The sequence below is a fragment of the Sphingomonas sp. Leaf32 genome, assembly GCF_001421765.1.
GTDB lineage: Bacteria > Pseudomonadota > Alphaproteobacteria > Sphingomonadales > Sphingomonadaceae > Sphingomonas.
In genome coordinates this window covers 353,985-380,002 of record NZ_LMLA01000007.1, presented here as the reverse complement: position 1 = coordinate 380,002, position 26,018 = coordinate 353,985, and the positions used below count along the sequence as shown (strand labels likewise).

Here is a 26,018-nt window from a genome sequence, read left to right as displayed (position 1 = left end):
ACGCTTCGACGGATCGACCCATGCACCTGCTTTCGGCCCTTTCCAGCACCACCTCCCCGCTTGCGATGCAGGCGATGCCGCTTGTCGCACCGGGAGCGGGCGACTTTGCCGCGTTGATCGCGGGGATGGTGCCGGCCGGGGATGCTGCTGAAACCGCCATGCCGGTCGAGCGGCAGGTGGCTGCCCCGGCCGGCAACGGCTTGCCGGTGGCGATTGCCGCGCCGGTCGCGCTGGCGGAGGCACCAGCCGATGCGGTTCCCGCGATCGCGCCGCCGCTGCCGGTGTCGGCGACCGAGGCGGTGTTGATGCTGCCGCAAACGGCCGATGCCCCCGTCGCCAAACCGATGGTAACGCAGGCGGCACCGGTGCTGGTGGCGATCGGTGTGCTGGCGAGCGTGCTGCCCGAAAAGGAACCGGTCGAGGCTCCGCCGCGCGCCGACGATGTCGCGCTGCGCACCTTGCCGATGCCGGTGCCGACCCGCTTTGCCGCTCCCCAGCCGCGCGTGAAGCGGGCCGAAACCCCGACGCCCGATACCGCGCCGCAGGCGGCGGCGGAGGGGGAGGGCGATCTTGCCCTGCCCGCCCTGCCGACAGCGGAAGCCGCGATGCCGATCGTGGCCGCGCCGCTGGTCGTACCGCAACCGGCCGAAGCGATCGTCGTACAGGCCGCGCCGCCGCCGATCGATCCGCCGGCCTCCCCCGATGAACGCGCGCAGCCCGCCGCATCGATCCTGATCGAAGCGGGGCAGGTCGTTTCGCGCGACGCGATGCCGGCAAAGGCGCAACCGATGCGGATGGCGAAGCGGGCGGGTGATGGCCTGCCGACCTCGACGCTTCCTCAAGCGTCGGTTGCCGAACCGAAGCGCAACGCGACCGCCAAGCCTGTCGAACCGGCGATCGGGGTCGTGACGCCGCTCGACACCGACCGCGTGGTGCCGGTGCATGTCGTCGTGCCGCCCGTGGCGGACGATGTCGGGATGGTGCCCGCCCGCCCGATCGCATCTGCCGTCGTGACGCCTGGTGCGCCGTCCGCCGCCCTGCGCCAGGGCGTGACCGCACCGTCGGTTGCCGGCGTCGCGCCGCCTGCGGTCATGCGCAATGCGCCCATGGCCGTTCCAGGCATCACGCCGGTGGCTTCGGCGGCATCGCCCGCCAATCTCCGTCAAGGCGCGGCCGTACCGATCGCACCATCGCTTGCCGGCGTCGTGCCGCCTGCGGTCGTGCGCGATGCGCCCATGGCCATGCCCGATCCCGGCATCATGCCGGCCGCTTCGGCGGCGGCGTCCGTCGACCTGCGAGCGGCTCCGGACAACTCTTTCATCGGTGCCGGGCCGGCGACTGCGGCCGAAGCCTCGCCGGTCTTGCCCATGGCACCCGTAGTCGCCCCGACGGTTCCCTCCGCCATCCTGCCAGCCGTATCGACCGTTGCGGTCGATCCGTTGGCTCCGACTGTTCCCTCCGGTATCGTGATCGAGCCGGCCCGTGCCGACGAACCGGCGCGCGTCGCGGCATCGGGGCCGATCCTGTCGGAAATCGTCGAAGCAGCCCCGACCGGATTCCGACCCGCCGCCGCGACGGCAACGAACACCGGGACGCCTGCCGCAACAGCCGACGCTCTCGCGGGATCGCGTCCGATGGCACCCGCCAGTCTGCCAACCGATACCGCGCCGATCGTCCCGCTTGCCGCCGCCGCATCGCAGCCGGCCGCTCCGGTCGGCCGCAGCGCGTCCGCTCCGCTGCGCGACGCCGCGCCGGCCGTCGCTGTGGGCACGGCTGAACCCGACGCCATGGCACCGACCGTTCGCCCCATCGCCGCCGAGCGCGCGCCGATGACCGGGGAAGCCGCCGCGCCGGTCGTGCCGGTCGCGGCCCCGGCACCGCAGGGTTCGATCGCTGCCGCGCCGGTGACGCGCATCGCGCCGGTCCCGCTCCCCGATGCCGCGCCGGTCGTCGAGGGTAGCGCGGCCATCGTCGCCCCGACCGTCCGACAGGCGGTCGGCGCACCGGCGATCGCCCCCGCAGCGCCCCCGGTGAAGCGCCTAGCCGATGTTCCGGTGCCGGACGCGGTGCCGGTGGTCGAGGCGGCGGTGCGCGATACCGACACGCTCCCCGCCCGCGCCCGGCGTGACGACGATGCGTCGATCGCCGGCAGCGGCCCCCTTGCCGCTCCCGACGCCGCGGTGCTGCGCCCGGTCGCACCGACCGGCCAAGCCGCGCAGCCGACGCTCGACACCCGCCAGCCGCAATGGGTGGAGGGGATGATCGACCGGATCACGACGCTGCGCGAGGCGAGCGGAACCACCGGCAATGGCGAGACCCGCATCCGCCTGTCGCCCGACGCGCTGGGCGATGTGCAGGTTTCGATCCGCACCGGTGACGACGGCAAGCTCCACGTCCACTTCAACAGCGACAATGCCGATGCCGGACGTCTGCTGGCCGAGGCGCAGCCACGACTGGTCCAGATGGCCGAGGCGCGCGGGCTGAAGCTGGGCGGGATGCAGGTCGATGTCGGCACGCAGCAGCAGCCGCAACAATCGCAGCGGCAGGCGCAGGATCAGGGCAACCCTGCCCCCCGCGCGCCGCGATCCGCCACGACCCGCACGACCACGCAATCCACCCGATCCGATGATCGTATCGCCTGAGGAACCACGACATGAGCGACAAGGAAGCGCCGGAGGAAAAACCGGCCAAGAAGAAGGGCAAGCTGGGAAAGATCATCGTCATGGCGGTGGGCGTCCTCGTCCTGCTGGGCGGTGGCGTCGGCGCCGGCCTCTATGCCAGTTCGGCCGGGCTGATCGGCGGCGGCCATGCCAAGGAAGGAGAGCATGAGGAGGTCAAGAAGGACCTGCCCAAGCTGGTCCCCAAGTCCGAGGAAGTGAAGGCCAGCGCCGCCGGCGGTGAAGGCGGCGGCGAAGGCGGTGGTGAAGGTGGCGGCGAAGGCGGCGGCGAGGCCGCGGCCAACAACGGCGAGGGCGGACGCCCGACACCGGAGATGGAAGGCGGCGACCGCTATGCGTCGAGCTATTATCCGATGGAGAAGGAGTTCACCTCCAACCTCACCGACAGCACGCACTTCATCCAGGTCGGCATCGCCATCTCGACATCCTACGACCACAAGGTGCTCGACAACCTGAAGACCCATGAAATCGCGATCCGCTCGGCGATCCTGCTGGCGCTGGGCGAGACGACCGAGGATCAGGTATTCACCGCCGAGGGGAAGAAACAGCTGTCGCTGCGCATCAAAAAGGCCATCAACGACACACTCGAGCAGAAAGAGGGCTTTGGCGGCATCGGTAACGTTTATTTTACCCAATTTGTCGTTCAGTAAACGTGCATGGTTAACGCCCCGTCCACTTCTGCGCCCGAGCGCCGCGAACGGACCCGCCGGACTGCCCCGGCGTCGCACGTGTCGAGCCTGGGCGTGGCGAACCTCAATCCGTTCGGCGACCTCCATGCGCTGGAGCATCTGTCGGCGCGGATGGCCCGGTCGCTGCGGCAGGTGTTCGAACCGCTGCTGCGCCGGGGCGTGCGCAGCTGGGCCGAACCGGTCGAGGTCGACCGATTCGCGGGCTATGTCGCCGCCCGGCGCGCGGACAAGCTGACCGGGTGGGTGCCGATGACACTGTCGACCGGGGGAAGCCCGGCGATCATCGTGTTCGACGGTGCCTTCCTGCTCGAAGTGCTCGACATTTTCTTCGGCGGGTTCGGCGAGGCGCCCTCCCCGCTGCCGATCGAGTTTTCGCCGGCGGCCGAGGCGATGCTGCGGCGGCTGGCCGGGGCGATCGCGCAACCGCTGAGCGAAGCGTGGGGACCGCTGGCCGGCATCGGATTCGAACCCGGCATCCCCGAATCGAACCCGGCGATGATGGGCGCGATCGATGGCGAGGACGCGGTGATCGCGACCCGCTTCGGCATCGCGGCAGGCGACGCCGACCCGACCTTCATCGACATCCTGTACCCCGTGGCGGCGCTCAAACCCCATGCGCCGCAGCTGTCGACCAAGGTGCACGGCAAGAGCGCGCCCGATCCGAAATGGCTGTCGGGCCTGACCCGCGCGGTCATGAGCGTGAAGCTGCCGGTGCGCTCGGTCCTGGCCGAACCGGTCGTCTCGCTCGCCATGCTGCTGGAACTGAAGGAGGGTGACGTCATCCCGATCAGCTTCGGCCCGCAGGTGCCGGTATGGGTCGCCAACCGGCGGCTGGGCACCGGCACGGTCGGCACCGCCAACGGACAGGCCGCGATCAAGCTCAACACCATCGACCCCGGTTTCGAAGAGGAATTCCAATGAACGAGATGACCGGTGGCTTCCCCGCCGAAGCGTCGCTCGCCGCCAATTTCAAGCTGTTGCAGGATGTCGACGTCCGCCTGACCGTCGAGATCGGGTCGACGCAGCTGACGTTGCGCGAGCTGCTGGCGCTGAGCGAATCGAGCGTGATCGAGCTGGACCGCGCCGCCAACGAACTGCTCGACGTGTTCGTCAACGGCACGCTGATCGGGCGGGGCGAGGTGGTGACGGTGGGCGACCGCTTCGGCGTGCGCATGACCGAGCTGGTCAGCCCGGACAAGCGGGTCAGCCGCTGATGATGTGGTCGTACATCCTGAAGCTGGTCATCCTGCTGCCGCTGGTGTGCGGGCTGATGATCGGCTGCCTGTATCTGTGGCGTCGGCTCGAAGCGCGGATGCCGGGCAATCAGGGCGAACGGCTGGTGAAAGTGCGCGAGACGATGATGGTGTCGACCGGCACCAAGCTGGCCGTGCTGGAATTCGACGACCGGCTGCTGCTGGTATCGGTCAGCCGTAACGGGGTGACGTTGCTGGACCGGGGCGACAAGTGAATTTCGCGGGGGGGAAGCTGAAGCCGGTGCTGGCGCGGATACGGTATCGCCCGTCGCCGATCGCGGCCGCGCGCCGGCGGACGATGGCGACCGTACCGGCGCAGACGGTGAAGGTCCGCCGCCCGTCGCGCACGCTGCCGCACTGGCGGCTGGAGGTGGTGCTGGCGGTGATCGGCATCGCGCTGATGCTGTTCCTCGCCGTGCCGGCGATGGCGCAGGGGGTTCCCGCCGCGCCTGCGCCGACTCCGGGGGCCGCCGACGCGCTCGACCGTGCGCTGGGGCAGCTGGGCGGCAAGAACGACGCGCCGATGGCGCTGTCGCTGCAGATCCTCATCATCATGGGGCTGTTGTCGGTCCTGCCCGGCATCCTGCTGATGATGACCAGTTTCACCCGGATCCTGATCGTGTTGTCGGTGCTGCGCCAGGCGCTGGGCCTGCAACAGACGCCGCCGAACCAGGTGCTGGTCGGCCTGTCGCTGTTCCTGTCGCTGTTCGTGATGTCGCCGGTGATCGGCCGCATCAACGAGACGGCGATCAAGCCCTATGCCGCCGGGCAGATCAGTTCGACCCAGATGATCGAGGCGGCCAGCCTGCCGCTCCATTCGTTCATGCTGAAGCAAACCCGGACCAAGGACGTGACGATGTTCGCGCAGATGGCCAAGATCGGCCCGATCGCGACGCCCGCCGACACGCCGTTCACGATCCTGCTGCCCGCCTTCGTCACCAGCGAGCTGAAGACCGCGTTCCAGATCGCGTTCCTGATCTTCCTGCCGTTCATCGTCATCGATCTGGTGGTCGCGACGGTCCTCATGTCGCTGGGCATGATGATGCTGTCGCCGACGATCATCTCGCTGCCGTTCAAATTGCTGCTGTTCGTGCTGGTCGATGGCTGGGCACTGACGATGGGCAGCCTTGCCGCATCATTCGGGACGTAACGCCATGGTCGACGCAGGCTATTTCATGACCGTCGCGCGCGAGGCGATGTGGGTGCTGGCGCTGGTCGCGGCACCCATTCTCATTCCGGCGCTGTTGTCGGGCCTGATCCTGGGCATGATTCAGGCGGCGACGTCGATCAACGAACAGACGCTGTCGTTCGTGCCGAAGCTGGCGGTGGTCGGCATCAGCCTCGCGGTGTTCGGCGGCATGATCCTCGGGCTGCTGAGCGATTTCACGACGAGCATCTTCGAGCGGATCCCGGATCTGGTGCGGTAAGTGACAAGCACCACGGTCACATCCTTCGTCATTCCGGCGAAGGCCGGAATCCATGGACGGGGGGACGGTTGCGCGCCTTCGACAACATCCGACACAATGGATTCCGGCCTTAGCCGGAATGACGACGTTCGTGTGGCTGATGCCCATCTCCCCTCACGCCGTCCCCCCGCGCCGGCGGGGGTCCAGGGTTACAGGCGGCGGCGTTCGTGGCTCTGGACCCCCGCCTGCGCGGGGGTACGGGTAGGTGCGGTGGACGCGGGGTTATGCTAGGCCTCGGCCTCGCGGTCGAGCCGCAGATGTGGGCGCTGCTCTTCACCATGGTCCGCATCGGTGCCGCGTTCATCGTCGCGCCGGTGTTCGGCGCGGTGGCGATGCCGGTGCAGGTGCGCGTGCTGCTGTCCGGCGCGATCGCGGTGCTGGTGCTGAAAGCCCAGCCCTTCGCCATCCCGACCGAAATCTTTTCGCTCACCACCATCCTCAGCATCGCCGCCGAGGGGCTGGTCGGCCTTGCCATCGGCTTCGTGTTGCAGATCGCCTTCGCCGCGCCGCTGATCGCGGCCGAGGTCATCGGCATTTCGATGGGCATCGGCTTCGCGGCAATGGTCGATCCGCAGAACGGGGCGCAGAGTCCGGCGCTCGGCACCTTCCTGTCGGTGCTGCTGACGCTGCTGTTCCTCTCGCTCGACGGCCATCTGCTGCTGATCGACCTGATCGTCAGGTCCTATGAACTGCTGCCGCCGGGCGCGGCGTGGCTGTCCCCGGCCAAGCTGGAGAATATCGCAATCTTCGGCGGCTATGCGTTCCTGTCGGGGCTGCTCCTCGCGCTGCCGGTCGGGTTCCTGCTGCTGTGCCTCAACCTCGTCATGGGGATGTTGTCGCGCTCGGCCCCGGCGCTCAACCTGTTCGCGGTCGGGCTTCCGGCAAGCCTGTTCGTCGGCGTCGTCGCCTTGTTCGTCGCGCTGCCGGCAATGACCGATTATATGCTGGTCATCGTGCAGGAGGCGATGGAGGCCGCCAACACGCTGGTGCTGGGAGGGGTCGGATGAGCGAGGACAAAACCGAAAGCCCAACCCAGAAGCGCCTCGACAAGGCGCGCGAAGATGGCGACATCCTCAAGTCCAAGGAACTGGGCGCGGCGCTGGTGATCCTGGCCGGCTGTGCCTGGCTGGCGCTGCTCGGCCCCTCGCTGGTCGGGGCGTGCAAGGCGATCATGACCGCCAGCTTCAGCTTCGGCCGGGCGGACGTCGAGGATTTCCAGCCCTGGCGCCCGTTGATCGAGGCGGGGTGGAAGCTGCTGCCGTCGCTGGGCGGCATCCTCGCACTCGCGGTATCGGCCAGCATCCTCGCACAGGCGGGGCTGACCGGGATCCGCTTCAACGGCGGCGCGCTGGCGCCCAAGGGGTCGCGGATCAACCCGGCGTCGGGGATGAAGCGCATCTTCGGCACGCAGGGCTGGATCGAACTCGGCAAGTCGCTGCTGAAGGTCATCCTGCTCGGCGCGATCGGCTATGTGATGCTCAAGAAGGCGGCGGTCAGCTCGGTCGGGCTGGTATCGTCGAACGTCGACCAGGCGGTCGGCGATCTGGGCGGCACGTTCCTGACGCTGTTGTTCGTGATGGCGGGCGGGCTGGTGCTGATCGCCGGCCTCGACGTGCCGCTGGCGATCTTCCAGCGGATGCAGCGGTTGCAGATGTCGAAGCAGGAAGTGCGCGACGAACACAAGGAAAGCGACGGCGATCCGCATGTGAAGGCGCAGATCCGCCAGCGGCGGCACGAGATTTTGAAGGGCGGCTTCCGACAGGCGGTGGGCGAGGCGCAGGTCGTGTTGACCAACCCGACGCACTTCGCCGTCGCGCTGCGCTACGATCATGGCCGCGACCAGGTGCCGGTGGTGGTGGCCAAGGGCCGCGGCGCCACCGCGCTCGCCATTCGCGAACTGGCGGCGGAGGCGAAGGTGCCGATGCTCGAATATCCGCAGCTCGCCCGCGCCGTCTACTACACCAGCCGACAGGGGCAGGAGATCCGCGACGACCTGTACCTCGCCATCGCCACCGTCCTGGCGTTCGTCATGGGCGTCAACCGGCAGGCGGGCGGCATCCAGCCGCCGGTGACCGTGCCGCCCGAGGCGCGCTATGACGAGAACGGCAATCTTGCGGTAAAAAACCCCTAAAGATTTGGCCACGCCCGCCGTTCGATGAGGGAGACGGACCGGGGACCCACGATGGCGATCACGACGACCAGTGCGACGGCAACCGCCACGACGGCCAAGACCACCGCGACCACGACATCGACCAAGGCGACGACGACCAACCTCGCCACCGCATTGGGTGCGGGATCGGGCGTCGATACCACCGCGCTGGTCAAGAGCCTGGTCGACGCGCAGTTCGCCGGCAAGAACGCCCGGCTGACCCGACAGGCCGAAACGCTCACCGCACAGGTATCGGCGGTGTCCGAGTTGAAATCGGGGATCACCGGCTTTGCCGGCGCGCTGACCACGCTGGCCGAAACCGGCGGGCTGACCACGCAGTTGAGCAGCAGCAGTTCGGCGGTGAAGGTGTCGGCGGCCAGCGGCGCGAAGGTGGCGAGCCTGAACGCCAGCGTGACGGTCGCGCGCCTCGCCACGCCGCAGGTCGCGGTAACCAAGCAATCGTTCAGCACCACCGGTTCGGTCGGCTCCGGCACGATCCAGCTGCAACTGGGCAGTGTCGGGTCGGACGGACGGTTCACCGCGAACGGCACGACGATCCCGCCGATCACGATCACATCCGGCGATGCCACCTCGCTGCAGAAAGTCGCCGAGAAGATCACCGCCGCCAAGGCCGGGGTAACCGCCAGCGTCGTGACCGACGCCAACGGCCAGCGCCTCGTACTGCGCAGTACCGAGGGCGCGGCGCAGGCGTTCACGCTCACCGCGACGCCCGATTCCGGCAGCACCGGGCTGGAGCGGCTGAACGTCGATTTCGACGACACCACCACCGATGGTGCCGAGGTCGTGACCCGTGCGGGCAATGCGGTGCTCAGCGTCGACGGCGTGCCGATGGTCAGCGCATCGAACAAGCTCACCGGCGCCGACGGCGTGGTGCTGGAGCTGAAGGCGGTGACGACCGACGGCCCGGTAACGCTCAGTTCCTCGACGCCGACCGACGCGTTGAAGGAAGCGGTCAACAACGTCGTCGCCGCCTATAACGAGATGCTGGCGTCGCTGAACAAGGCGACCGACCCGATCACCGGCGACCTGCGCGCCGATCCGGCGGCGTTGGCGATGAAGCGGTCGCTGCAGAAGCTGACCATCACCAACCTGACCGGCAAGACCGATGGCAGCCCGACCACCCTATCGTCGATCGGCGTCGCGACCAACAATGACGGCACGTTGCGGGTCGACAAGGACCTGCTGGCATCGTCGCTGGCCAAGAATCCCGACGCGGTCGAGGCGATGTTCGCCGCCGCCACCGGGACCGACGGCACGACCGGAACCAGCCTGCCCGCCGCGCTCAACCGGATTTCGGTGGCGGCCAAGAGCACGACGCTGGGCCTGGGCGCCAGCGACAAGCGCTATGCCGATGCGCAGGCAAACCTGGCCAAGGAACAGGCCAAGGTCGCCGAGCAGACCGACGTGACCTCCAACCGCATGACGCAGCAATTCGCGGCGTCCGAAGCGCGGGTCGCCGCGTACAAGGCACAACAGACCTTCATGGAAAACCAGATCAAGATGTGGTCGAAGAGCGAATAATGACCCGCTATGCCACCGCCCTGGCAGGCGATCCCGCCCAGACCTATCGCTCGGTCGACCTTGCCGCCCGCACCGGCGGCGCGGACCCGCACGCGCTGGTCTCGCTGTTGTACGAGGAGGCGATCCGCGCGCTGCGTTCCGCCGCGTGGGCCACCAACAACCGCCAATATGCGATGAAGGGCGAACGCGTCACCCGCGCGACCGCCATCCTCTTCGCGCTGGAGGCGGGACTGGATTATGAGAAGGGCGGCGACCTGTCGCAGACGCTGTCGCGACTGTACACGGGCCTGCGCGACCAGATCGTCAACGCCAGCATCGGCCATGATGCACAGCCGTTCCTGAACGCCGCCGCGTCGCTGACCGATATCGCCGAGGCGTGGGAAGCGGTCCGGCCGCGATAGTTCGCCTTCTCTCGTCATCCCAGATCAAGTCCGGGGTGGTGTCGGGGGAATGCGGATCGGTTGCAGCGCCATCGCTGCCCGATCGTGGCGGGTTGAGGGATGTCGTGGGGTGACGGATATAGCGAATGGCGGGTGCCGCCCGGTGTTCGCCACCCCCTTCTCAACGGTGGCATCGCGTGCCGTGATCCGCTAGCGGTGCGCGCATGAAGCAACCGCATATCGTCGCGCTGGGGGGCACGCTGCGCCCGACTTCGGGAACCGCCGCCGCGCTGGAGCGGGCGTTGGGCCATGCCGCGATGCTCGGCGCACGCACGACGCTGCTGACCGGGCCGGCGATCGACTTTCCGAATTACGAACCCGAGGCCGCGGGCGGCAATGCCCGCATCCAGTCGTTCCTGCGCGCGCTGCGCGATGCCGACGGGATCATCATCGGGTCGCCAGGCTATCACGGCACCCTGTCGGGGCTGGTCAAGAACGCGCTGGACCATGTCGAGCTGCTGCGCCGCGACGACCGGGTCTATTTCGACGGGATGCCGATCGGCATCGTCGCGACGGCGGCCGGATGGCAGGCGGCGGTGGCGACGATGACGACGCTGCGCACCGTGGCCCACGCCCTGCGCGGCTGGCCGACGCCGGTCGGCGTCGCGATCAACACGGTCGAGGACGGCGCGATCGACAAAGCCGACGGGCAGCTGCGGCTGATGGTCGAACAGATGATCGACTTCGTCGCGCGGTAGGACGCGCGGGCCAAAGTTCACGAAGTTCACACTTGCAACGCTTTCGCGCGCCGGTTGCGGAGGGCGGTAAAAACGACGGTTTGAAAGAGCCGATCGGAGCGTGGCAGGGTCGCGGCGTGTAGGAAAGGGGGTTCCGCCCCGGTCCTTGCCCCCCCGTCACCCCGGACTTGTTCCGGGGTCCACCGGCCGGCACAAGATGCAGCTGATGATAGAGCGTCAGCCTTGCGTCTACATCCTCGCCACAGCCTGCAATGGCACGCTGTATGTCGGCGTGACGTCCGATCTGGTGCGACGGGTAGCGCAACATCGCGCGGGGATATTTGGCGGGTTTACTGCCGAGAAGAACATCAAGCGGCTGGTCTATTGGGAAATGGCCGCCACGATGGAGGCGGCCATCACGCGCGAAAAGGCAATCAAGCGATGGCGGCGCGACTGGAAGCGCAACCTGATCGAACGGGACAATCCGAACTGGAACGACTTGGCGATCGGATTGGGCTTTGAACCCCTGCCATCGTCCAGCGGGACGGTGGACCCCGGAACAAGTCCGGGGTGACGGATTTTTTTCAGGGGTTGGCTACCGTCCGATCCAGTGCTTGCGGACGAACCACGCCACGATGCCGACGCTCATCGCGACGCACAGCGCCACCACCCCGGCAAAGGCCCAGGGTTCCTCGGCAAAGGGGATCCCCTTCACGTTCATGCCGAGCAGCCCGGTGACGAAGGTCAGCGGCAGGAAGACCATCGCGACGATCGCGATCTGGAGCGAGCGCTGGTCGAGCTGTTCGGCACGCAGGTCGGTCAGGGTTTCGTGGACCAGCGCGGCGCGTTCGCGGATCGAATCGACCTCCTCCGCCATGCGCGCGGCGCGATCGGCCGCGGCGGCGAGGTGGAGCCGATCGTCCTGTTGCAACCAGTCGCCGGGCAGTTGCCCGAGCTTTTCGAGCGCCGAGCGCTGCGGCACAAGGAAGCGGCGATAGCCGATCGCGCGGACGCGGGTGTGGGTTACCGCGCGGCGCTGTTCGAAGATGCGCGCCGGGTCGAGCGCCTCTTCGCATTCGTCCAGCGTATCGCCCAGATCGGCGATCAACGGATCGAGCTGTTCGGTGATCGCGCTGGCGAAGGCGACGATCAGGTCGCCGGGATCGGCCACCTCCCCCGCCTCCACCCGGTCGACGACGATGTGGAATGCGGTGAGCTTGCGCCGGGTGACCGAATGGACCCGCCCGGCGCTGGCATAGAGGCGGACCGAGGCGAGCGGATCAGCGCTGCTCAGCACGTCGTCGGACAGGCCGCGCAGGTTGACGAAGGCCCCCTTGCCGATCGCGTCGCAGCGCGGGCGCGTCTCGACCGCCGTCAGCGGGTCGATGACATAGTCGGGCAGATGGGCATGGTCGCGCAGCCACTGTGCAACCACCTCCCCCTCGCCATGCAGGTGAATCCAGGTGAAGCCGCCGGTCGTGTCGACCGCCGCCAGCGGATCGACCGGCGTCGCCTTGCCCCCCTCGATATGCCAGGCGCGGCAGGTCATGCGAGGTCGATCGTCAGGCCGGGGAGCGGAGCGGCGGGGACCGGTGCGATGATCCGCACCGCGTCGGCACGGGCGCGGTCGAGGATCGCGGCGGGCACGTGCGGCGCATGATGGATGCGGTCGGCCTGTCCCAGCCAGCGGGCTTCACGCAGGGTCAGGTCATCGGGATCGGCGGAGCGCAGGCGGATCGTCTCGACCCTGCTCGCGACCGGGGCGACGTCGGCCAGCCAGCGCGCGACGGCATCGTCGGCGTGGGGCACCAGCGGGTCCAGCGGGCCACCGGCCGCGATCGCCGCACCGATCGCGCGGCGTCGGTCGCCGCCTTCGGGGAAGCGGCTGCGAAGCGCGGCGCGGGCGGCACCTAGTCCTTCGGCCAGTCGCCCGACGCCGGCGGGGAGGATCGCCTCCAGCCGCTGGCGGATCGCCGCCGCCAGCCCCGCCGACACGCCGCCGGTCGAGATCGCGATCAGGATCGGCGAACGGTCGACGATCGCCGGCAGGGTGAAGTCGCAATCGGCCGGGCGATCGACCGCGTTGACGAGGATGCCGCGCGCCTTCAGCGCATCGATGACGACGCGGGCGTCGCCGTCATCCTCGATAGCGACCACCGCGATGCGCGCGTCGTCGGCATCGGCGACGACGGTCAGCCCGCTGCGTTCGAGCAGGCGGCGCTTGGCATCGGCCGCCTCACCCTCCCCGACCAGGATCACGCGCCGCCCGGCGGTGCGCAGCAGGATCGGCAGCCCGTTCACAGCCAGGGCGGCAGGCGGTCGGCCTGTGCCAGCGCCTCGATCGGGGGGCGTTCGCGCACCACCGCGAATTGGTCGCCCGTCACCAGCACCTCGGGCACCAGCGCGCGCGAGTTGTAGGTGGAGGCCATGGTCGCGCCATACGCGCCGGCGGTCATGAACGCGACCAGATCGTCGGCGGCAACCACGTCCATGTCGCGGCCCAGCGCGAAGGTGTCGCCGGTCTCGCACACCGGACCGACGATGTTGGTCACCGCGCGCTCGCCGGTCGGGGAAACCGCGCGGATGTCGTGATAGGCGTCGTAGAGGCTGGGGCGCAGCAGGTCGTTCATCGCCGCGTCGACGACGACGAACGGCGCGGTCGCGCCCTGCTTCACCCGGATGACGCGCGACACCAGCACCCCGGCATTGGCGACGATCAGCCGGCCGGGTTCGAACATCAGCCGCGCGTCCCAGCCGGCGGTCGCCCGCGCGACCATCGCGCCGTACGCTGCGGGCGACGGCGGCAGGGGCCTGGCCGGGTCGTAGGGGACGCCCAGGCCACCGCCAAGATCGGCATGAGTGATGTCATGGCCGGCCGCGCGCAGCTCGGCGATCAGCGCGCCGACCCGGCCGAACGCGGCCTCCAGCGGCACGAGGTCGGTCAGCTGGCTGCCGATATGCACCGCGACGCCGCGCACCTTGATCCCCGGCAGCGACGCAGCATGGGCATAGGCGGCAGGCGCGGCGTGATAGTCGATGCCGAACTTGTTCTCCTTGCCCCCGGTCGAAATCTTCGCATGGGTGCCGGCGACCACGTCGGGGTTCACGCGGATGGCGATCTGCGCGACCTTGCTCATCGCGCTCGCCACGGCGGAGAGCATGTCGAGTTCGGGTTCGGATTCGATGTTGAACTGGCCGATGCCGGCGGTCAGCCCCTGCGCCATTTCCTCCGCGGTCTTGCCGACGCCCGAAAACACGATCTTGTCCGGGTCCATGCCGGCGTCGAGCGCGCGGTACAGCTCACCGCCCGATACCACGTCGGCCCCCATGCCGGCGCGGGCGAGCGTCGCCAGCACCGCCTTGTTCGGATTGGCCTTTACCGCGAAGGCGACCAGCGGCTCCCCCTTGCCCAGTCCCGCCACGGCGTCGCGGAACACCTGCACATGGCGTTCCAGCGTCGCGGTCGAATAGACATAGACCGGCGTACCGACCGCATCGGCGATGGCCGGCAGGCTGACGTCCTCGGCATGGAGCGTGCCGTCGCGGAGGGTGAAATTGTCCATGGGCGAGCCTTGGTCCGAGAGTAGCGTATTTCCGTTCGTCCTGAGTAGCCATTGAGCTTGTCGAAATGGCGTATCGAAGGACCGCCACGGGTGCTTCGATACGGGTCTTCGACTGCGCTCAGCCCCTACTCAGCACGAACGGATGGGTTGCATGGGTAGGGTCAGCGCGGCGGCAGGGCGAAGGGATCGTCGCCCCGCGCCTTCGATTCGGTCAGCAGTTCGTCGCTGCGCGACGGGCGTTGCTGCGTCGTCGGGTCGAGCAGTTCGGCCGATGTCGGCGTCGCGGTCGCGCCGTAAGGTGCGGGCGGCAGCGACGCATTTTCCTGCGGGCGCAGGTCGCGGCGCTGACCGCACCCGGCGAGCGCGAGGGCGACGGCGAGGAGCGCGAGCGCCCGCATCACTGCCCCCGCGCGGTGGCGATGGCTTCGCGCACCCGTTCGGGCGCGGTGCCGCCGAAGCTCCTGCGGCTGGCGACCGAGGCGTCGACGCTCAGCACGTCGAAGATACCGCCATGGATGCGGTCGTCGATGGCGGTCAGGTCGTCGAGCGTCAAGGCGTCGAGGCGGCAGCCCTTGCCCTCGGCCAGCTTGACCGCGCGGCCGGTGATGTGGTGCGCCTCGCGGAACGGCACGCCCGCTTCGCGCACCAGCCAGTCGGCGAGGTCGGTCGCGGTCGAAAAGCCGGTCTCGGCCGCCGCGCGCATCCGGTCGGGCCGGAAGGTCGCGCTTTCGACCATGCCGGTCATCGCCGCGATCGACAGCGCGAGCAGGTCGGTCGCCTCGAACACCGGCGGCTTGTCGTCCTGCATATCCTTGGAATAGGCGAGCGGCAGGCCCTTCATCGTCACCATCAGCGACGTCATGCATCCCATGATCCGCCCGCTATGCCCGCGCACCAGTTCGGCGGCGTCGGGGTTGCGCTTTTGTGGCATGATCGAGCTGCCGGTCGACCATTGGTCACTCAGGCTGACGAACCCGAACATCTGCGATGCCCAGATCACGAACTCTTCGGCCAGCCGCGACAGGTGCAGCGAACATTGCACGGCGGCGGTCAGATATTCGATCGCGAAGTCGCGGTCGGACACCGAATCAAGCGAGTTCACGGTCGGCCCGGCAAAGCCCAGCGCCGCGGCGGTCGCATGGCGGTCGAGCGAAAAGCCGGTGCCAGCCAGCGCGGCCGACCCCAGCGGGTTGTAGTTCAACCGCGCGCGGGCATCGGCGAAGCGCCCGCGATCACGCGCGACCATGGTGTGATACGCCATCAGGTGGTGGCCCAATGTCACCGGCTGCGCGACCTGCAAATGGGTGAAGCCGGGCATGACGGTCGCGGCATGTTCCTCCGCACGCACCAGCAACGCCGCCTGTAACTGGCCGAGCGCGGCGTCGACCGCGTCGATCGCGTCGCGGGTCCACAGGCGGAAATCGGTCGCGACCTGGTCGTTGCGCGACCGCGCGGTGTGCAGCCGTCCGGCGACCGGCCCGATCTTTTCGGCCAGCCGCGCCTCGGTCAGCATGTGGATGTCCTCGAGCGTCAGGTCGTCGGGGACGCCATGTTCGGCATAGTCCGCCGCGACCGCCTCCAGCCCGTCGAGGATCTTCGCGACATCGGCAGCATCGACGATGCCCTGCGCGCCCAGCATCGTTGCGTGCGCTTTGGACCCGGCGATATCCTGTCGCCACATCCGCTTGTCGAAGGGGATCGAGGCGTTTATCTCACGCATCACCGCCGACGGGCCTTCGGCGAAGCGCCCGCCCCACATGCTGTTGGAGCCTTCCATGCGCCCGGTAATCGCGCTTCTCCTTGGACTGAGCCTGTTCGTCGGCGCTTGCGATAAGCGAGCCGCCGCGCCGGAGCAAGCCGCCGCGACCGATGACGGCACCGTGCCCGACATCGATGCCCCCGCCAACGCCGCCGCCGCGCCCGAAGCGGCCGCAAAGGTCGACCGGACCCACAAGGGCGAGGGCGTGCCGGCGTTCCAGTTTCAGGACGGTGCAGGCAAGCCGGTCACGCTGGCCGATTTCCGGGGCAAGCCGGTGCTGCTGAACCTGTGGGCGACATGGTGCGCGCCGTGCGTGCGCGAGATGCCGACGCTGGACGCGCTGGCCGCCCGCGACGGCGCGACGCTGCACGTGCTGACCGTGTCGCAGGACATGGAGCCGGCGAAGGTCCAGCCGTTCCTGACGGAACGAAAGCTGGTGAACCTGCAGGCCTATCGCGATCCCGACCTGCGATTCTCGACCGGCATGGGGGTCAGCCTGCCGACGACGATCCTGTACGATGCGTCGGGCAAGGAAGTGTGGCGGGTGACCGGCGGCATGGACTGGGCCGGGGCGGATGCGGCGAAGTTGATAGGGGAAGCGAAGGGGTAAGGCCGGATTCAGAGCCGATCGACATCCACCGGCCTATCGTCACCCCGGACTTGTTCCGGGGTCCACTTCGCCGCTCACGCTGTCCTGAGAAAAGCTGGCTCCACCGATCGCTGCACCGTGGACCCCGGAACAAGTCCGGGGTGACGTATTCATGCGGGTCTGGCGGACCCGGTCATCAAGGTGCTCACCGATCCGGCGCGCGGTCCGACGGCGGCACCCCTGCCCCCTCGCCCGAGGCATCGTCGTCGAAATTCTCGCCCTGTCCACCGCCGCCGGCATTGGCGCCGCTTCCATGCACCTCGCCATTGGGGCCGATCGACGCGCGATGGCCGGCCTCGGGCGGGATTTCGCGGGCGTCGTCGGCGCGGACGACGCCGGCGGGACGTGCCTCGGCAGCGGCCTGTCGCGCCTGCCGGTCGCGATCATATTCCTGGCCCGAATAGCCGGTCGGGTTGTCGAACGCGTTGTGCGGTTCGGTCCGCTGCGGATCGACCTTGGGATGCGCGGGGGTATCGGTCATGGGGCGATGCTCCTTTCCCGCATCAACCCTTTCAGATCGAAGGCTGTTCCGCCACAGGCGCTTCGCCCGGCTCGAACCGGTTGCGCAGGCGCAGGCCGATGAACAGCATCGTCGGCCAGAACATCGTGTTGACGATGTCGAGCAGCGTATCGTCCCAGCGCCACGACCCGTAATGCAGCCGGTCGAGCACTTCGTTGGCCAGTTCGGCCAGCGCCACCACCGCCAGCGGGATCGGCGTCGACAGGCGGCGACCTGTCACCACCCGCGTGACCAGCAGCACCGCCATGCCGGCATGAACGTGCAGCAGGCTGTCGGCCATGCCGGTGCCGTCACCAATGGCCTGAATGAACTGGGCGTAGAGGGCGGGAATATCCATGGCCTACGCGATGGACCAGCACCGCGCGGACCTCAAGCGCGTTTCAGTCGCGGTTGAGCCAGACGGTGATTTCCGGGTCGAGCACCGCCATCACGAAATAGGCACCCGCCTGCTTCATCCGCGTCCACCAGCCCGATCGAGCGCGGTTCAGGTCGCGGGTCACCCGCTGCGAATCGGCGACCTCGCGGTCCATATAGGCGCGCAGATGCGCGGCGAAGGCGGTGTCCTCCACCCGCAGCATCAGTTCCATGTTCAGGAACATCGACCGCACGTCGAAATTGGCCGACCCGATATGCACCGCATCGTCGGCGATGAACAATTTGGTGTGCAGCTTGGTCGGGCGATATTCGTACAGTTCCGCACCGTGGCGCAACAGCCCGCGATAGGTGAAGCGTGCCGCCAGCAGGGCGATGGCGTGGTCGGTCCTGGCCGGCACCACGATGCGCAGCCGGGTCCGCCGGGCGGCATGGTCCAGCCGCCGGGTCATCAGCGGGCCGGGCGCGAAATAGGCGGCGATCATGTCGATCCGCTCGCTGGTGCGGATTTCGTGCTTCACCATTCGCGCCCACGGCGACAGCCGCCGTGACGGCCCGCCCAGCAGCCAGCGGATCGGCCCGCTATCCTCGCTCCAGTCGTGCAGCATCCGCGACAATTTGCGCAAGGGCGCACCGGGCAGCGCCGTCCACGCCTTCAGCGCATCGAAATAGCCCGCCAGCCGCCCGGCAGCGGGACCTTCGACGATCAACCCCAGGTCGCGCCACGCCTGCTCCGCGACGGTGCCGAAATAGGCATCCTCGATATTGAAGCCGCCGGCGATCACGCGGGCATCGTCGGCCAGCGCCAGTTTCTGATGGTTGCGCAGCAGATACCGCCGCCCGATGCGCGGGACGAAGACGCAGACATCGCCACCCGCCGCGCGCAGCGGTTCGAAGAAGCGGCGGCTGGCCGCCGCTTCCGCGCCCAGGCCATCGACGATCAGCGACACCCGTACCCCGCGCCGGGCGGCATCCACCAGCGCATCGCGGACCCGCGTGCCGGCGGCATCCTCTTCCCAGATATAGAACAGGAACCGCAGCGAATGGCGCGCGCCCTCGATCAGCGCCAGCAGCGCCGACAGCCGTTCCGGCCCCTCCGTCAACAGCGTCAACCGGTTTCCGGCGACGTCGAAGGTCGGCTCCGTGCCGTCGTTCATGCCCGCTCCCATCCATTCCCGTTGCGTAACGGCTGGGCCGGACCCGAGTTTCATTGACTTTCCACCCATGCGTGCGTAGGCAGCGTGCTTTCCGATACCCTCCGTTTTGCAAGGAAGGCGTTTCATGGCGCGCGTCACCGTCGAGGATTGCGTCGACAAGATCCCCAACCGTTTCGACCTGGTGTTGATGGCTGCCCAGCGCGCCCGCCAGATTTCGGGCGGTGCCGAACTCACACTCGATCGCGACCGCGACAAGAATCCGGTCGTCGCGCTCCGCGAGATCGCGGAGGAGAACATCACCCCCGACCATCTGCGCGAATCGGTCATCACGTCGATGCAGAAGGTGCAGATCGACGACGAGGAAGCGCCGGACGAACTGGGTTCGCTGGCCGCATCGGCGGAGGCGCTGCGCCTCACCGCCGCCGCGCCGCCGCGCAACCAGAATGTCGGCGGCGATTACGACGGCTGAGGCCGTTCGGGTTTTCGCGATGTGAAGGGGGCGGTCCTGCGGGGCCGCCCTTTTCGTTTGGGCGGGCCACCCGCCCATGCCGGACCGTCCGTGCTGAGTAGGGGCTGAGCGAAGTCGAAGGCCCATATCGAAGCACCTGTGGATAGGATCCTTCGATACGCCCCTTCGACGAGCTCAGTGGCTACTAAGGACGAACGGCTTCTTCTGAATGGAAGGTTCAGTCCCGCCGCGCGCCCGGCCGGCTGCCCAGCGCGTCCAGCGCATCGGCATTGGCCCGCCCCCAGTCGTAGAGCAGGTTCACCGGCTCGACGAACCGGGACCCCAGCGGCGTCAGGCGATATTCGACCGCCGGCGGCATCACCGCCAGCACGTCGCGGGCGATCAGGCCGATCTCCTCCATCTCGCGGAGGGTCTGGGTCAGCATCTTCTTCGAAATGCCCGGCAGGCTGCGCAGCAGCACGCCGGTGCGCGCCGTGCCGCCATGGCGGGCGTGCAGCGTGTGCAGCACCATGCTGGTCCATTTGGTCGCGAACAGCGACAGGATGCGACGCGGCGCGCAATCCTCCCGCCATTCCGCCTCGTCCGATCCGGGTCGCATGGGTACCTTCCGGTGCCTGGGGTTGCAGGGGGTGCCGTCTTTCGGCGCCGTACTCCGGTTCCTAACTGCCGGTTTCGACAAAGGAAAGGAACGCACGTGATGGCGAAGACGGCAATCGTGGCGGGGGCAAGCGGCATCATCGGCAGCGCGACGGCGGAGCTGCTGGTCAGGCAGGGCTGGACCGTGCACGGCCTCGCCCGCCGGCCGGTGGCGCAGGACGGGGTACGGCCGCTTTCCGCCGACCTGCTCGATCCGCAAGCGACGAAGGCGGCGCTGGCCGGGGTGCAGGCCGATGCGGTGTTCATCACCACCTGGCTGCGACAGGACAGCGAGGCGGAGAATATTCGCGTCAACGCGGCGATGGTCCGCAACCTGCTGGCCGCCCTGCCCGCCCCGACGGCCAAGCGGCATGTCGCACTGGTCACCGGCCTCAAACATTATCTCGGCCCGTTCGAGGCATATGGCCAGGGCAGCCTGCCGCAGACGCCGTTCCGCGAGGAACAGGGGCGGCTGCCGGTGGATAACTTCTATTACGCGCAGGAGGACGAGCTGTTCGCCGCCGCCGCGCGTGACGGATCGACGTGGAGCGTCCACCGCCCGCATACCGTGATCGGCAAGGCGGTCGGCAATGCGATGAACATGGGCACGACGCTGGCCGTCTATGCGACGCTCTGCCGCGCAACCGGCCGCCCCTTCGCCTTTCCGGGATCGGCGGCGCAGTGGAACGGGCTGACCGACATGACCGATGCCGGACAGCTGGCCGAGCATCTGCTATGGGCGGCGGAAACCCCGGCGGCAGAGGACGAGGCGTTCAACGTCGTCAATGGCGACGTCTTTCGCTGGCAATGGATGTGGCGGCGCATCGCGGAGTGGTTCGGCATCGAGCCGGCGCCGTTCGACGGGACGCCCCGCCCGCTGGAACGGCAGATGGCCGACGATGCCCCGCGCTGGGCGGAGATCGCGGCGGCACACGGACTGGTCGAGGGCGACCTCACCCGGCTGGCATCGCCGTGGCACACCGATGCCGATCTCGGCCGCCCGATCGAGGTCGTGACCGACATGTCGAAAAGCCGGCGGTTGGGCTTTACCGGCTATCGCGCGACCGACGACGCTTTCTTCGCGCTGTTCGATCGGCTGCGCGCCGACCGGATCATTCCGTGAGCGGTTCCGGGGACGGTTCGTCCGTCCCCGGACCAGCCGCCGGCGCCACGTCGCGACGGCCCTTGAAGTTCGTCGCGATGACGTACCATTCGGACGAATCCTTGCGGCTGGCCGGCGGCTTGGCGTGCTTCACCGCCTGGAAATTGCGCTTCAGTTCGGCGACCAGTTCGTTGTCCGCACCGCCCGCCAGCACCTTCGCCACGAAATCACCGCCCGGGCGCAGGATCTCGCAGGCGAACATCACCGCCGCCTCGACCAGCGCCATGGTGCGCAGGTGATCGGTCTGCGGATGGCCGACGGTGTTGGCCGCCATGTCGGACAGCACCAGGTCCGCCTCCCCGCCCAGTTCCTCGCGCAGCCGCTCGGGCGCGTGGTCGACCAGGAAGTCCATCTGCAGGATCGTCACGCCGTCGATCGGGTCGACCGGCAACAGGTCGATGCCGACCACGGTGCAGTCGGGGCGTACCTTACGCACGACCTGTGTCCAGCCGCCCGGCGCGATGCCGAGATCGACGACGCGCTTGACGCCGCGCAACAGCTTGAACCGTTCGTCCAGCTCGATCAGCTTGTACGCCGCGCGGCTGCGATAGCCCTCCGCGCGCGCCTTCTTCACATAGGGGTCGTTGAGCTGGCGTTCGAGCCAGCGCGTCGACTGGGCCGAGCGTGCGCGCGCGGTGCGTACACGTTGGCGTCCGGGGGGGCTTCCGCGGGTCATCGGGTTCCTGCCATCAATCGGCGCAGGATTCCTTCGCGAATCCCACGGTCGGCGACCCCTAGCCGTTCGGCGGGCCAGAGCGCCAGAATCGTTTCGAGGATCGCGCAGCCCGCGACGACCAGATCGGCGCGTTCGCTGCCGATGCACGGCACGGTGCCGCGTTCGGCAATGCTCATGCCGGCCAAGCGCTGGCTGACCGCCAGCATCGAATCGGCCGGCACGATCAGCCCGTCGATCTGCGACCGGTCATAGGAGGCCAGCCCCAGATGCACGCTGGCGAGCGTGGTCACCGTCCCGCTGGTGCCGAGCAGCCGGCGCGGCTCGGTGGTGGTGGGCAGGCGCTTGGCGAAGGGGGCGAAGCTCTCCGTCACGCAGGCGCGCATCCGGGCATAGGCGCCCGACGCCATCGGCGCTTCCTTGCCCGCGCCCAGGCTCTCGGTTAGCGACACCACACCCCATGGCGCCGAATGCCAGTCGAGCACGCGCGGCACCGGTCCCGATGCGTCGAGCAGCACCAGTTCGGTCGACCCGCCGCCGATGTCGAACACCAATGCCGGCCCGTCGCCGGGTTCGAGCAGCGCGTGGCAGCCCAGCACGGCGAGGCGCGCCTCTTCCTCCGCCGTGATGATGTCGAGGTGGATGCCGGTTTCCTCCAGCACCCGTTCGACGAAGGCCGGGCCGTTGCTGGCGCGGCGGCACGCCTCGGTCGCGACCGAGCGAGCGAGAGTCACGTCGCGACGCTTGAGCTTTTCGGCGCAGATCTTCAGCGCGGCGACGGTGCGGTCCATCGCCGCGTCGGACAGGCGGCCGGTCGCGGCCAGCCCTTCGCCCAGTCGCACGATGCGGGAAAAGGCATCGACCACGGCAAAGCCGTCGCCCTGCGGCCGGGCGATCAGCAGCCGGCAGTTGTTGGTGCCAAGGTCGAGCGCGGCGTAATGACGCGCGCCCGGCCAGCGCGGCCGCGCCGGCGAAGAGGCTCCCGTTCGAGGAGCGCCACGCGCCCCCCGGTGCGGCAACCGGGCGGAGAGATCCCCCATGCCGTCACTCACTTATGTTCTATCCGTCACGGCCGAACGCCGCTCGGTGCTTGGGGACCAGCCTAACGAAGACGGCGGCCCGCCACAAGGCATTGCGACGAAGCGAGCGATTCGGCGTTGACATGGCAAAACAGCCGGCCTATCGGACCGCCCTCGCTGTGGTGCTGCCCTGTCGTCTAAAGGTAAGACTACGGACTCTGACTCCGTTAATTGAGGTTCGAATCCTCACGGGGCATCCAGCGACGACCTCCCAATATCGTTGAAAACCGCGCCTTCAGGCAGCGGCCGGGCCGTGCCAGTCGATCCAGTGGCCATAGGCATGGCACGTCGCCAGATGCCGCGCCCGGCCATCGGGATAGGTGGTCAGCGTCAGATGCACGGCATCGCGTGCCTCGGTCCATTCGAACCCGATGCGGGCGATCGGCGTGTCCGCGGTGGCGAGTGCCGTCGCCACCGCCGCATGGGTCGCCGGGCTGCAATATTGCAGCGACATGGCGTGGACGACGACGCGACACACGCCTGCCCCGGCGGGTCGCGACAGTTCGAGCGGCAGCCAGTCGGTGATGTCGCCCCGGGTCAGCAGCGGGGGATGCGCGCGGGCGATGGCGAGCGCATGGTGCAACCGGTCGGCCCGTTCGGGCTGGTCGGCCCAGACATAGGCCATCAGCCGTTCCCGCGCCGCCGGGTCACCGACCGACAACGGGCGCAGATCGACGCCGCGCGCGCCGACGATCTCGACCGGACGGGCAAGCGGCGGGTGCCCACGCCATTCGGGCGCGATCCGTACCGGGGAATCGGCCTGCCCGACGCGTACGCCGCCCAGATCGAACGCATAACGACCGAGATTGAGGTTCAGCCCGGCGCTGGCACCCAGTTCGAGCAGTTCGACCGGCCGGTCGACCTCCGCCCGCAGCGTCATCAGCGCGGCCATGATCGCGGCGCTGCGGGCAACCTCGTTGGTCTGGGGCGGTTCGCGCATCCAGTCGGCGATGAAGCCGTCCGCGTCCGCCATCGCGCCACCGATCACCGCATCGAAATCACCCCCGCGCCGGGCATACAGCGCCGACAGCGCTACGTCGTCGCCCCGCCGCGCCAGCGCGTGCAGCGCGCCGTTGAAGCGCATCGCCAGGGCATCCGCCGCCGGATCGCCCGGCCAGTCGTCGATCAGCCGCGCGGTCAGCGGCGCGCGGTACAACTGCCGCTCGCCAGCCTCAAGGACCGCAGCGACGAAGGCGGAGCCCAGGGCGCGAACGACCTGTGCCTGCCGGGCAAACGAACCTGTCATGACGATCAGAACGCATCCCAGTCGTCGTTCGCGACCTTGAGCGGAGCGGGTTCCGGCGGGGTCAGCCAGCGGCGCGGCGAGCGCTTGGGCTGCAGCGGCGTCACATTGCTCGGGCCACGCGACGCAGCGGCAGCCGGCGCATCGATCGCAAAGGCCGCGACGGACACGGCCAGCGCCTCGGCCTCCTCGACCAGCTGGCGCGAGGCGGCGGAGGTCTGTTCGACCATCGCCGCATTCTGCTGCGTCATCGCGTCCATTTCGGCGATGGCGACGTTGATCTGGCCCAGGCTGGTCGCCTGATGATCCGACTGACGCGCGATCGCGTCGATCGAGATGCCGACGCCGGCCACCCGCTCGATGATCTTGGCCAGCGCTTCGCCGGTCTGCTGGACCAGTTCGACACCCGCGCCGACATGGGTCGATGCGGCCTTGACCTTCGCCTTTACCTCGGTCGCGGCATCGGCCGAGCGCTGCGCCAGCGCGCGTACTTCGGACGCGACGACGGCAAAGCCCTTGCCCGCCTCGCCCGCCCGTGCCGCCTCGATCCCGGCATTCAGCGCCAGCAGGTTCGTCTGGAACGCGATACCGTCGATCAGGGTGATGATCTGCGCGATCTCGTCGCTCGCCTGTTCGATGCCGTGCATCGCGGCGATCGCCTGTCGCACGACCGCGTCGCCACGTTCGGCTTCGCCCCGCGTGTCGGCCATCGCGCCGCTGGCGTCGATTGCCGCGACCGCGCCTTCGCGGATCGAGCGCGTGACCTCATCCAGCGCGGAGGAGGATTCCTGCAGTGCCGCCGCCTCGCGCTCGGTACGTTCCGCCAGGTCGGTGGCGGCCTGCGCGATCTCGCCCGAGTTGAGCTTGATCGAATCGACGCTGCCCCGGACATCGCCCAGCACCTGGCTGAGACTGGCGGTGGCGAGGTTGAAATCGTCGGACAGCGCGCGGAACGCCGCCGGCACATCGGCCAGACGCGCGGTCAGGTCCGCCTGCGACAGGCTGCGCAGGCCACCGCCAATCGCGGTCATCGCCGCTTCGCGGTCGCGATCGTCGGCGAGCTTGGCCGTGGCGGTATCGCGGAACACCAGCACCGCGCGCGCCATGTCGCCCAGCTCGTCGGTACGCCCCGCCGCATCGACATCGATATCGTGCCGACCATTGGCGAGGTCCGCCATCGCCTGCGTCAGGGTGGTGATCGGTCGGGCGATCTGCCGGCTGAGCACCCGTGCCAGCGTGACCGCGATCGCGATCAGCGCGATGCCACCGACGGCCAGCGCGATGAGCGCCATGCGGATGGCCGACGCCTGATCCTCGGCATGGGCCGCCATCGCGTCGGTTTCGGTCGCGCGCAGCGCCCGCAGCGGCAGTGCGATCTTGCTGACCAGCACCTTCTGCCCCGCGCCGCGCACTTCCTCCTGCGCGCCGTCGCGGTCGCCGGCCTTGACCTGCGCGATCAGCCGGTCGCTCCAGTTGCGCCGCCATGCCAGCGTCTCGCGCCGCGCCTCGGCCAGCTGCGCCTGTTCGGAGGCGACCGTGATGAGCGCCCCCAGCTCGACCGCCGTCGCGTCGAACTCGACGCGCGCTTCCTCATAGGATTTGAGGTAGCTGAGGTCGCCGGTCACCAGGAACCCGCGAAACTGGCTGTTCTGGCGCAGGATCGCGGTCTCCAGCGTCAATGCCTTCGCATAGACGTCCTGGCTGTGGTTGTTCCGCTCGGTCGTGCGCGCGATCATCAGGATGCTGGCGAGGAACACCAGCATCACCACGGCCGCAGAGGCGTTGATCGTCAGGAACGACAGCCCGAGCTTGCGGGGAATCTTCATCGGAAGCGGTCCGTTT

The 26,018-nt window shown here is 68.7% G+C and carries 29 protein-coding genes and 1 tRNA gene; 17 read left to right on the top strand and 13 right to left on the bottom strand.

What is annotated here, in order from left to right; genetic code table 11:
• Positions 1–20 precede the first annotated feature (20 nt).
• The 13 genes from ASE83_RS09510 to ASE83_RS09450 all read left to right on the top strand — a co-directional run bounded on the left by ASE83_RS09510 (position 21) and on the right by ASE83_RS09450 (position 11,468).
• On the top strand, positions 21–2,642 hold the full coding sequence (locus ASE83_RS09510; protein ID WP_156352977.1) for a flagellar hook-length control protein FliK: 2,622 nt from the start codon (positions 21–23) through the stop codon (positions 2,640–2,642).
• A gap of 11 nt (positions 2,643–2,653) precedes the next feature.
• Positions 2,654–3,328 (top strand): flagellar basal body-associated FliL family protein, encoded by a 675-nt coding sequence (locus tag ASE83_RS09505; protein WP_055788681.1) that lies wholly within the window; start codon positions 2,654–2,656, stop codon positions 3,326–3,328.
• Between the two features lie 6 nt (positions 3,329–3,334).
• Positions 3,335–4,288: a flagellar motor switch protein FliM gene (locus ASE83_RS09500; RefSeq protein WP_055788678.1), complete on the top strand. Its 954-nt coding sequence runs from the start codon at positions 3,335–3,337 to the stop codon at positions 4,286–4,288.
• Complete coding sequence (gene fliN / locus ASE83_RS09495; RefSeq protein WP_055758402.1) at positions 4,285–4,581, top strand: flagellar motor switch protein FliN; 297 nt, start codon at positions 4,285–4,287, stop codon at positions 4,579–4,581. Before ASE83_RS09500 ends, fliN begins: the two co-directional genes overlap by 4 nt.
• On the top strand, positions 4,581–4,835 hold the full coding sequence (locus ASE83_RS09490; RefSeq protein WP_055758399.1) for a FliO/MopB family protein: 255 nt from the start codon (positions 4,581–4,583) through the stop codon (positions 4,833–4,835). Before fliN ends, ASE83_RS09490 begins: the two co-directional genes overlap by 1 nt.
• An 83-nt stretch (positions 4,836–4,918) precedes the next feature.
• Positions 4,919–5,770, top strand: coding sequence for a flagellar type III secretion system pore protein FliP (fliP, locus tag ASE83_RS09485; protein ID WP_082443277.1), 852 nt, complete (start codon positions 4,919–4,921; stop codon positions 5,768–5,770).
• Positions 5,771–5,774: 4 nt separating this feature from the next.
• A complete protein-coding gene (fliQ, locus tag ASE83_RS09480; RefSeq protein ID WP_055788675.1) occupies positions 5,775–6,047 on the top strand; it encodes a flagellar biosynthesis protein FliQ in 273 nt (90 codons plus the stop codon).
• Between the two features lie 263 nt (positions 6,048–6,310).
• Positions 6,311–7,093, top strand: a complete 783-nt coding sequence (gene fliR / locus ASE83_RS09475; RefSeq protein WP_200921874.1) for a flagellar biosynthetic protein FliR — start codon at positions 6,311–6,313, stop codon at positions 7,091–7,093.
• Entirely contained in the window at positions 7,090–8,217 is a 1,128-nt protein-coding gene (locus ASE83_RS09470; protein ID WP_055788673.1) for an EscU/YscU/HrcU family type III secretion system export apparatus switch protein, read from the top strand. The genes fliR and ASE83_RS09470 overlap by 4 nt, the downstream gene beginning before the upstream one ends.
• Before the next feature lie 51 nt (positions 8,218–8,268).
• Positions 8,269–9,777 (top strand): flagellar filament capping protein FliD, encoded by a 1,509-nt coding sequence (gene fliD, locus ASE83_RS09465; RefSeq protein ID WP_055788670.1) that lies wholly within the window; start codon positions 8,269–8,271, stop codon positions 9,775–9,777.
• Positions 9,777–10,178: a flagellar export chaperone FliS gene (fliS, locus tag ASE83_RS09460; protein ID WP_055788667.1), complete on the top strand. Its 402-nt coding sequence runs from the start codon at positions 9,777–9,779 to the stop codon at positions 10,176–10,178. The genes fliD and fliS overlap by 1 nt, the downstream gene beginning before the upstream one ends.
• 203 nt (positions 10,179–10,381) lie before the next feature.
• Positions 10,382–10,915 (top strand): NADPH-dependent FMN reductase, encoded by a 534-nt coding sequence (locus ASE83_RS09455; RefSeq protein WP_055788664.1) that lies wholly within the window; start codon positions 10,382–10,384, stop codon positions 10,913–10,915.
• A gap of 205 nt (positions 10,916–11,120) precedes the next feature.
• Positions 11,121–11,468, top strand: a complete 348-nt coding sequence (locus ASE83_RS09450; RefSeq protein ID WP_200921873.1) for a GIY-YIG nuclease family protein — start codon at positions 11,121–11,123, stop codon at positions 11,466–11,468.
• 21 nt (positions 11,469–11,489) lie between these two features.
• Here ASE83_RS09450 and ASE83_RS09445 read toward each other — a convergent pair whose 3' ends face one another.
• The 5 genes from ASE83_RS09445 to argH form a co-directional block, all read right to left on the bottom strand.
• On the bottom strand, positions 11,490–12,443 hold the full coding sequence (locus ASE83_RS09445) for a zinc transporter ZntB (protein ID WP_055788662.1): 954 nt from the start codon (positions 12,441–12,443) through the stop codon (positions 11,490–11,492).
• Positions 12,440–13,195 carry a precorrin-2 dehydrogenase/sirohydrochlorin ferrochelatase family protein gene (locus tag ASE83_RS09440; protein ID WP_055788659.1) on the bottom strand — a complete coding sequence of 252 codons (756 nt, stop codon included), beginning with the start codon at positions 13,193–13,195 and terminating at the stop codon, positions 12,440–12,442. Before ASE83_RS09440 ends, ASE83_RS09445 begins: the two co-directional genes overlap by 4 nt.
• Positions 13,192–14,457 carry a diaminopimelate decarboxylase gene (gene lysA, locus ASE83_RS09435; protein ID WP_055788655.1) on the bottom strand — a complete coding sequence of 422 codons (1,266 nt, stop codon included), beginning with the start codon at positions 14,455–14,457 and terminating at the stop codon, positions 13,192–13,194. The genes ASE83_RS09440 and lysA overlap by 4 nt, the downstream gene beginning before the upstream one ends.
• 161 nt (positions 14,458–14,618) lie before the next feature.
• A complete protein-coding gene (gene lptM / locus ASE83_RS09430; RefSeq protein WP_055788653.1) occupies positions 14,619–14,855 on the bottom strand; it encodes an LPS translocon maturation chaperone LptM in 237 nt (78 codons plus the stop codon).
• Positions 14,855–16,216 carry an argininosuccinate lyase gene (argH, locus tag ASE83_RS09425; protein ID WP_055788651.1) on the bottom strand — a complete coding sequence of 454 codons (1,362 nt, stop codon included), beginning with the start codon at positions 16,214–16,216 and terminating at the stop codon, positions 14,855–14,857. Before argH ends, lptM begins: the two co-directional genes overlap by 1 nt.
• Before the next feature lie 16 nt (positions 16,217–16,232).
• Between argH and ASE83_RS09420 the strand changes: the two genes are divergently transcribed.
• Entirely contained in the window at positions 16,233–16,826 is a 594-nt protein-coding gene (locus tag ASE83_RS09420) for a TlpA family protein disulfide reductase (RefSeq protein WP_235513195.1), read from the top strand.
• A 184-nt stretch (positions 16,827–17,010) separates the two neighbouring features.
• Here ASE83_RS09420 and ASE83_RS09415 read toward each other — a convergent pair whose 3' ends face one another.
• Genes ASE83_RS09415 through ASE83_RS09405 form a run of 3 tightly spaced genes read right to left on the bottom strand, consistent with a single transcriptional unit; the run spans position 17,011 to position 18,914 of the window.
• Positions 17,011–17,346, bottom strand: a complete 336-nt coding sequence (locus tag ASE83_RS09415) for a hypothetical protein (RefSeq protein WP_055788647.1) — start codon at positions 17,344–17,346, stop codon at positions 17,011–17,013.
• Between the two features lie 31 nt (positions 17,347–17,377).
• Positions 17,378–17,722 (bottom strand): hypothetical protein, encoded by a 345-nt coding sequence (locus ASE83_RS09410; RefSeq protein ID WP_055788645.1) that lies wholly within the window; start codon positions 17,720–17,722, stop codon positions 17,378–17,380.
• A 43-nt stretch (positions 17,723–17,765) separates the two neighbouring features.
• On the bottom strand, positions 17,766–18,914 hold the full coding sequence (locus ASE83_RS09405) for a phospholipase D-like domain-containing protein (protein ID WP_055788643.1): 1,149 nt from the start codon (positions 18,912–18,914) through the stop codon (positions 17,766–17,768).
• A 124-nt stretch (positions 18,915–19,038) separates the two neighbouring features.
• Between ASE83_RS09405 and rpoZ the strand changes: the two genes are divergently transcribed.
• Positions 19,039–19,383, top strand: coding sequence for a DNA-directed RNA polymerase subunit omega (rpoZ, locus tag ASE83_RS09400; protein ID WP_055758348.1), 345 nt, complete (start codon positions 19,039–19,041; stop codon positions 19,381–19,383).
• Between the two features lie 217 nt (positions 19,384–19,600).
• On the opposite strand, the gene ASE83_RS09395 is transcribed toward rpoZ, so the two are convergent.
• Positions 19,601–19,981 carry a winged helix-turn-helix transcriptional regulator gene (locus tag ASE83_RS09395; protein ID WP_055788641.1) on the bottom strand — a complete coding sequence of 127 codons (381 nt, stop codon included), beginning with the start codon at positions 19,979–19,981 and terminating at the stop codon, positions 19,601–19,603.
• A gap of 99 nt (positions 19,982–20,080) precedes the next feature.
• Between ASE83_RS09395 and ASE83_RS09390 the strand changes: the two genes are divergently transcribed.
• Positions 20,081–21,142 (top strand): SDR family oxidoreductase, encoded by a 1,062-nt coding sequence (locus ASE83_RS09390; protein ID WP_055788639.1) that lies wholly within the window; start codon positions 20,081–20,083, stop codon positions 21,140–21,142.
• Here ASE83_RS09390 and ASE83_RS09385 read toward each other — a convergent pair.
• On the bottom strand, positions 21,132–21,857 hold the full coding sequence (locus ASE83_RS09385; protein ID WP_055788636.1) for an RlmE family RNA methyltransferase: 726 nt from the start codon (positions 21,855–21,857) through the stop codon (positions 21,132–21,134). The two genes, ASE83_RS09390 and ASE83_RS09385, sit on opposite strands and share 11 nt — an antisense overlap.
• Complete coding sequence (locus ASE83_RS09380) at positions 21,854–22,894, bottom strand: Ppx/GppA phosphatase family protein (RefSeq protein WP_082443258.1); 1,041 nt, start codon at positions 22,892–22,894, stop codon at positions 21,854–21,856. Before ASE83_RS09380 ends, ASE83_RS09385 begins: the two co-directional genes overlap by 4 nt.
• Before the next feature lie 165 nt (positions 22,895–23,059).
• On the opposite strand from ASE83_RS09380, the gene ASE83_RS09375 reads away from it, so the two are divergent.
• Positions 23,060–23,133 (top strand) — tRNA-Gln (locus ASE83_RS09375).
• Between the two features lie 35 nt (positions 23,134–23,168).
• On the opposite strand, the gene ASE83_RS09370 is transcribed toward ASE83_RS09375, so the two are convergent.
• Entirely contained in the window at positions 23,169–24,179 is a 1,011-nt protein-coding gene (locus tag ASE83_RS09370; protein WP_082443257.1) for a DUF2332 domain-containing protein, read from the bottom strand.
• A 5-nt stretch (positions 24,180–24,184) separates the two neighbouring features.
• Entirely contained in the window at positions 24,185–26,002 is a 1,818-nt protein-coding gene (locus tag ASE83_RS09365; protein ID WP_055788631.1) for a methyl-accepting chemotaxis protein, read from the bottom strand.
• Between the last annotated feature and the right edge of the window lie 16 nt (positions 26,003–26,018).

Excerpts from the sequence above, each read along its gene's own strand:
- ASE83_RS09510 (WP_156352977.1), top strand. The coding sequence starts at position 21 with ATGCACCTGCTTTCGGCCCTTTCCAGCACCACCTCCCCGCTTGCGATG.
- ASE83_RS09505 (WP_055788681.1), top strand. The coding sequence starts at position 2,654 with ATGAGCGACAAGGAAGCGCCGGAGGAAAAACCGGCCAAGAAGAAGGGC.
- ASE83_RS09500 (WP_055788678.1), top strand. The coding sequence starts at position 3,335 with ATGGTTAACGCCCCGTCCACTTCTGCGCCCGAGCGCCGCGAACGGACC.
- fliN (WP_055758402.1), top strand. The coding sequence starts at position 4,285 with ATGAACGAGATGACCGGTGGCTTCCCCGCCGAAGCGTCGCTCGCCGCC.
- ASE83_RS09490 (WP_055758399.1), top strand. The coding sequence starts at position 4,581 with ATGATGTGGTCGTACATCCTGAAGCTGGTCATCCTGCTGCCGCTGGTG.
- fliP (WP_082443277.1), top strand. The coding sequence starts at position 4,919 with ATGGCGACCGTACCGGCGCAGACGGTGAAGGTCCGCCGCCCGTCGCGC.
- fliQ (WP_055788675.1), top strand. The coding sequence starts at position 5,775 with ATGGTCGACGCAGGCTATTTCATGACCGTCGCGCGCGAGGCGATGTGG.
- fliR (WP_200921874.1), top strand. The coding sequence starts at position 6,311 with ATGCTAGGCCTCGGCCTCGCGGTCGAGCCGCAGATGTGGGCGCTGCTC.
- ASE83_RS09470 (WP_055788673.1), top strand. The coding sequence starts at position 7,090 with ATGAGCGAGGACAAAACCGAAAGCCCAACCCAGAAGCGCCTCGACAAG.
- fliD (WP_055788670.1), top strand. The coding sequence starts at position 8,269 with ATGGCGATCACGACGACCAGTGCGACGGCAACCGCCACGACGGCCAAG.
- fliS (WP_055788667.1), top strand. The coding sequence starts at position 9,777 with ATGACCCGCTATGCCACCGCCCTGGCAGGCGATCCCGCCCAGACCTAT.
- ASE83_RS09455 (WP_055788664.1), top strand. The coding sequence starts at position 10,382 with ATGAAGCAACCGCATATCGTCGCGCTGGGGGGCACGCTGCGCCCGACT.
- ASE83_RS09450 (WP_200921873.1), top strand. The coding sequence starts at position 11,121 with ATGATAGAGCGTCAGCCTTGCGTCTACATCCTCGCCACAGCCTGCAAT.
- ASE83_RS09445 (WP_055788662.1), bottom strand. The coding sequence starts at position 12,443 with ATGACCTGCCGCGCCTGGCATATCGAGGGGGGCAAGGCGACGCCGGTC.
- lysA (WP_055788655.1), bottom strand. The coding sequence starts at position 14,457 with ATGGACAATTTCACCCTCCGCGACGGCACGCTCCATGCCGAGGACGTC.
- lptM (WP_055788653.1), bottom strand. The coding sequence starts at position 14,855 with ATGCGGGCGCTCGCGCTCCTCGCCGTCGCCCTCGCGCTCGCCGGGTGC.
- argH (WP_055788651.1), bottom strand. The coding sequence starts at position 16,216 with ATGTGGGGCGGGCGCTTCGCCGAAGGCCCGTCGGCGGTGATGCGTGAG.
- ASE83_RS09420 (WP_235513195.1), top strand. The coding sequence starts at position 16,233 with ATGCGCCCGGTAATCGCGCTTCTCCTTGGACTGAGCCTGTTCGTCGGC.
- ASE83_RS09415 (WP_055788647.1), bottom strand. The coding sequence starts at position 17,346 with ATGACCGATACCCCCGCGCATCCCAAGGTCGATCCGCAGCGGACCGAA.
- ASE83_RS09410 (WP_055788645.1), bottom strand. The coding sequence starts at position 17,722 with ATGGATATTCCCGCCCTCTACGCCCAGTTCATTCAGGCCATTGGTGAC.
- ASE83_RS09405 (WP_055788643.1), bottom strand. The coding sequence starts at position 18,914 with ATGAACGACGGCACGGAGCCGACCTTCGACGTCGCCGGAAACCGGTTG.
- rpoZ (WP_055758348.1), top strand. The coding sequence starts at position 19,039 with ATGGCGCGCGTCACCGTCGAGGATTGCGTCGACAAGATCCCCAACCGT.
- ASE83_RS09395 (WP_055788641.1), bottom strand. The coding sequence starts at position 19,981 with ATGCGACCCGGATCGGACGAGGCGGAATGGCGGGAGGATTGCGCGCCG.
- ASE83_RS09390 (WP_055788639.1), top strand. The coding sequence starts at position 20,081 with ATGGCGAAGACGGCAATCGTGGCGGGGGCAAGCGGCATCATCGGCAGC.
- ASE83_RS09385 (WP_055788636.1), bottom strand. The coding sequence starts at position 21,857 with ATGACCCGCGGAAGCCCCCCCGGACGCCAACGTGTACGCACCGCGCGC.
- ASE83_RS09380 (WP_082443258.1), bottom strand. The coding sequence starts at position 22,894 with ATGGGGGATCTCTCCGCCCGGTTGCCGCACCGGGGGGCGCGTGGCGCT.
- ASE83_RS09370 (WP_082443257.1), bottom strand. The coding sequence starts at position 24,179 with ATGACAGGTTCGTTTGCCCGGCAGGCACAGGTCGTTCGCGCCCTGGGC.
- ASE83_RS09365 (WP_055788631.1), bottom strand. The coding sequence starts at position 26,002 with ATGAAGATTCCCCGCAAGCTCGGGCTGTCGTTCCTGACGATCAACGCC.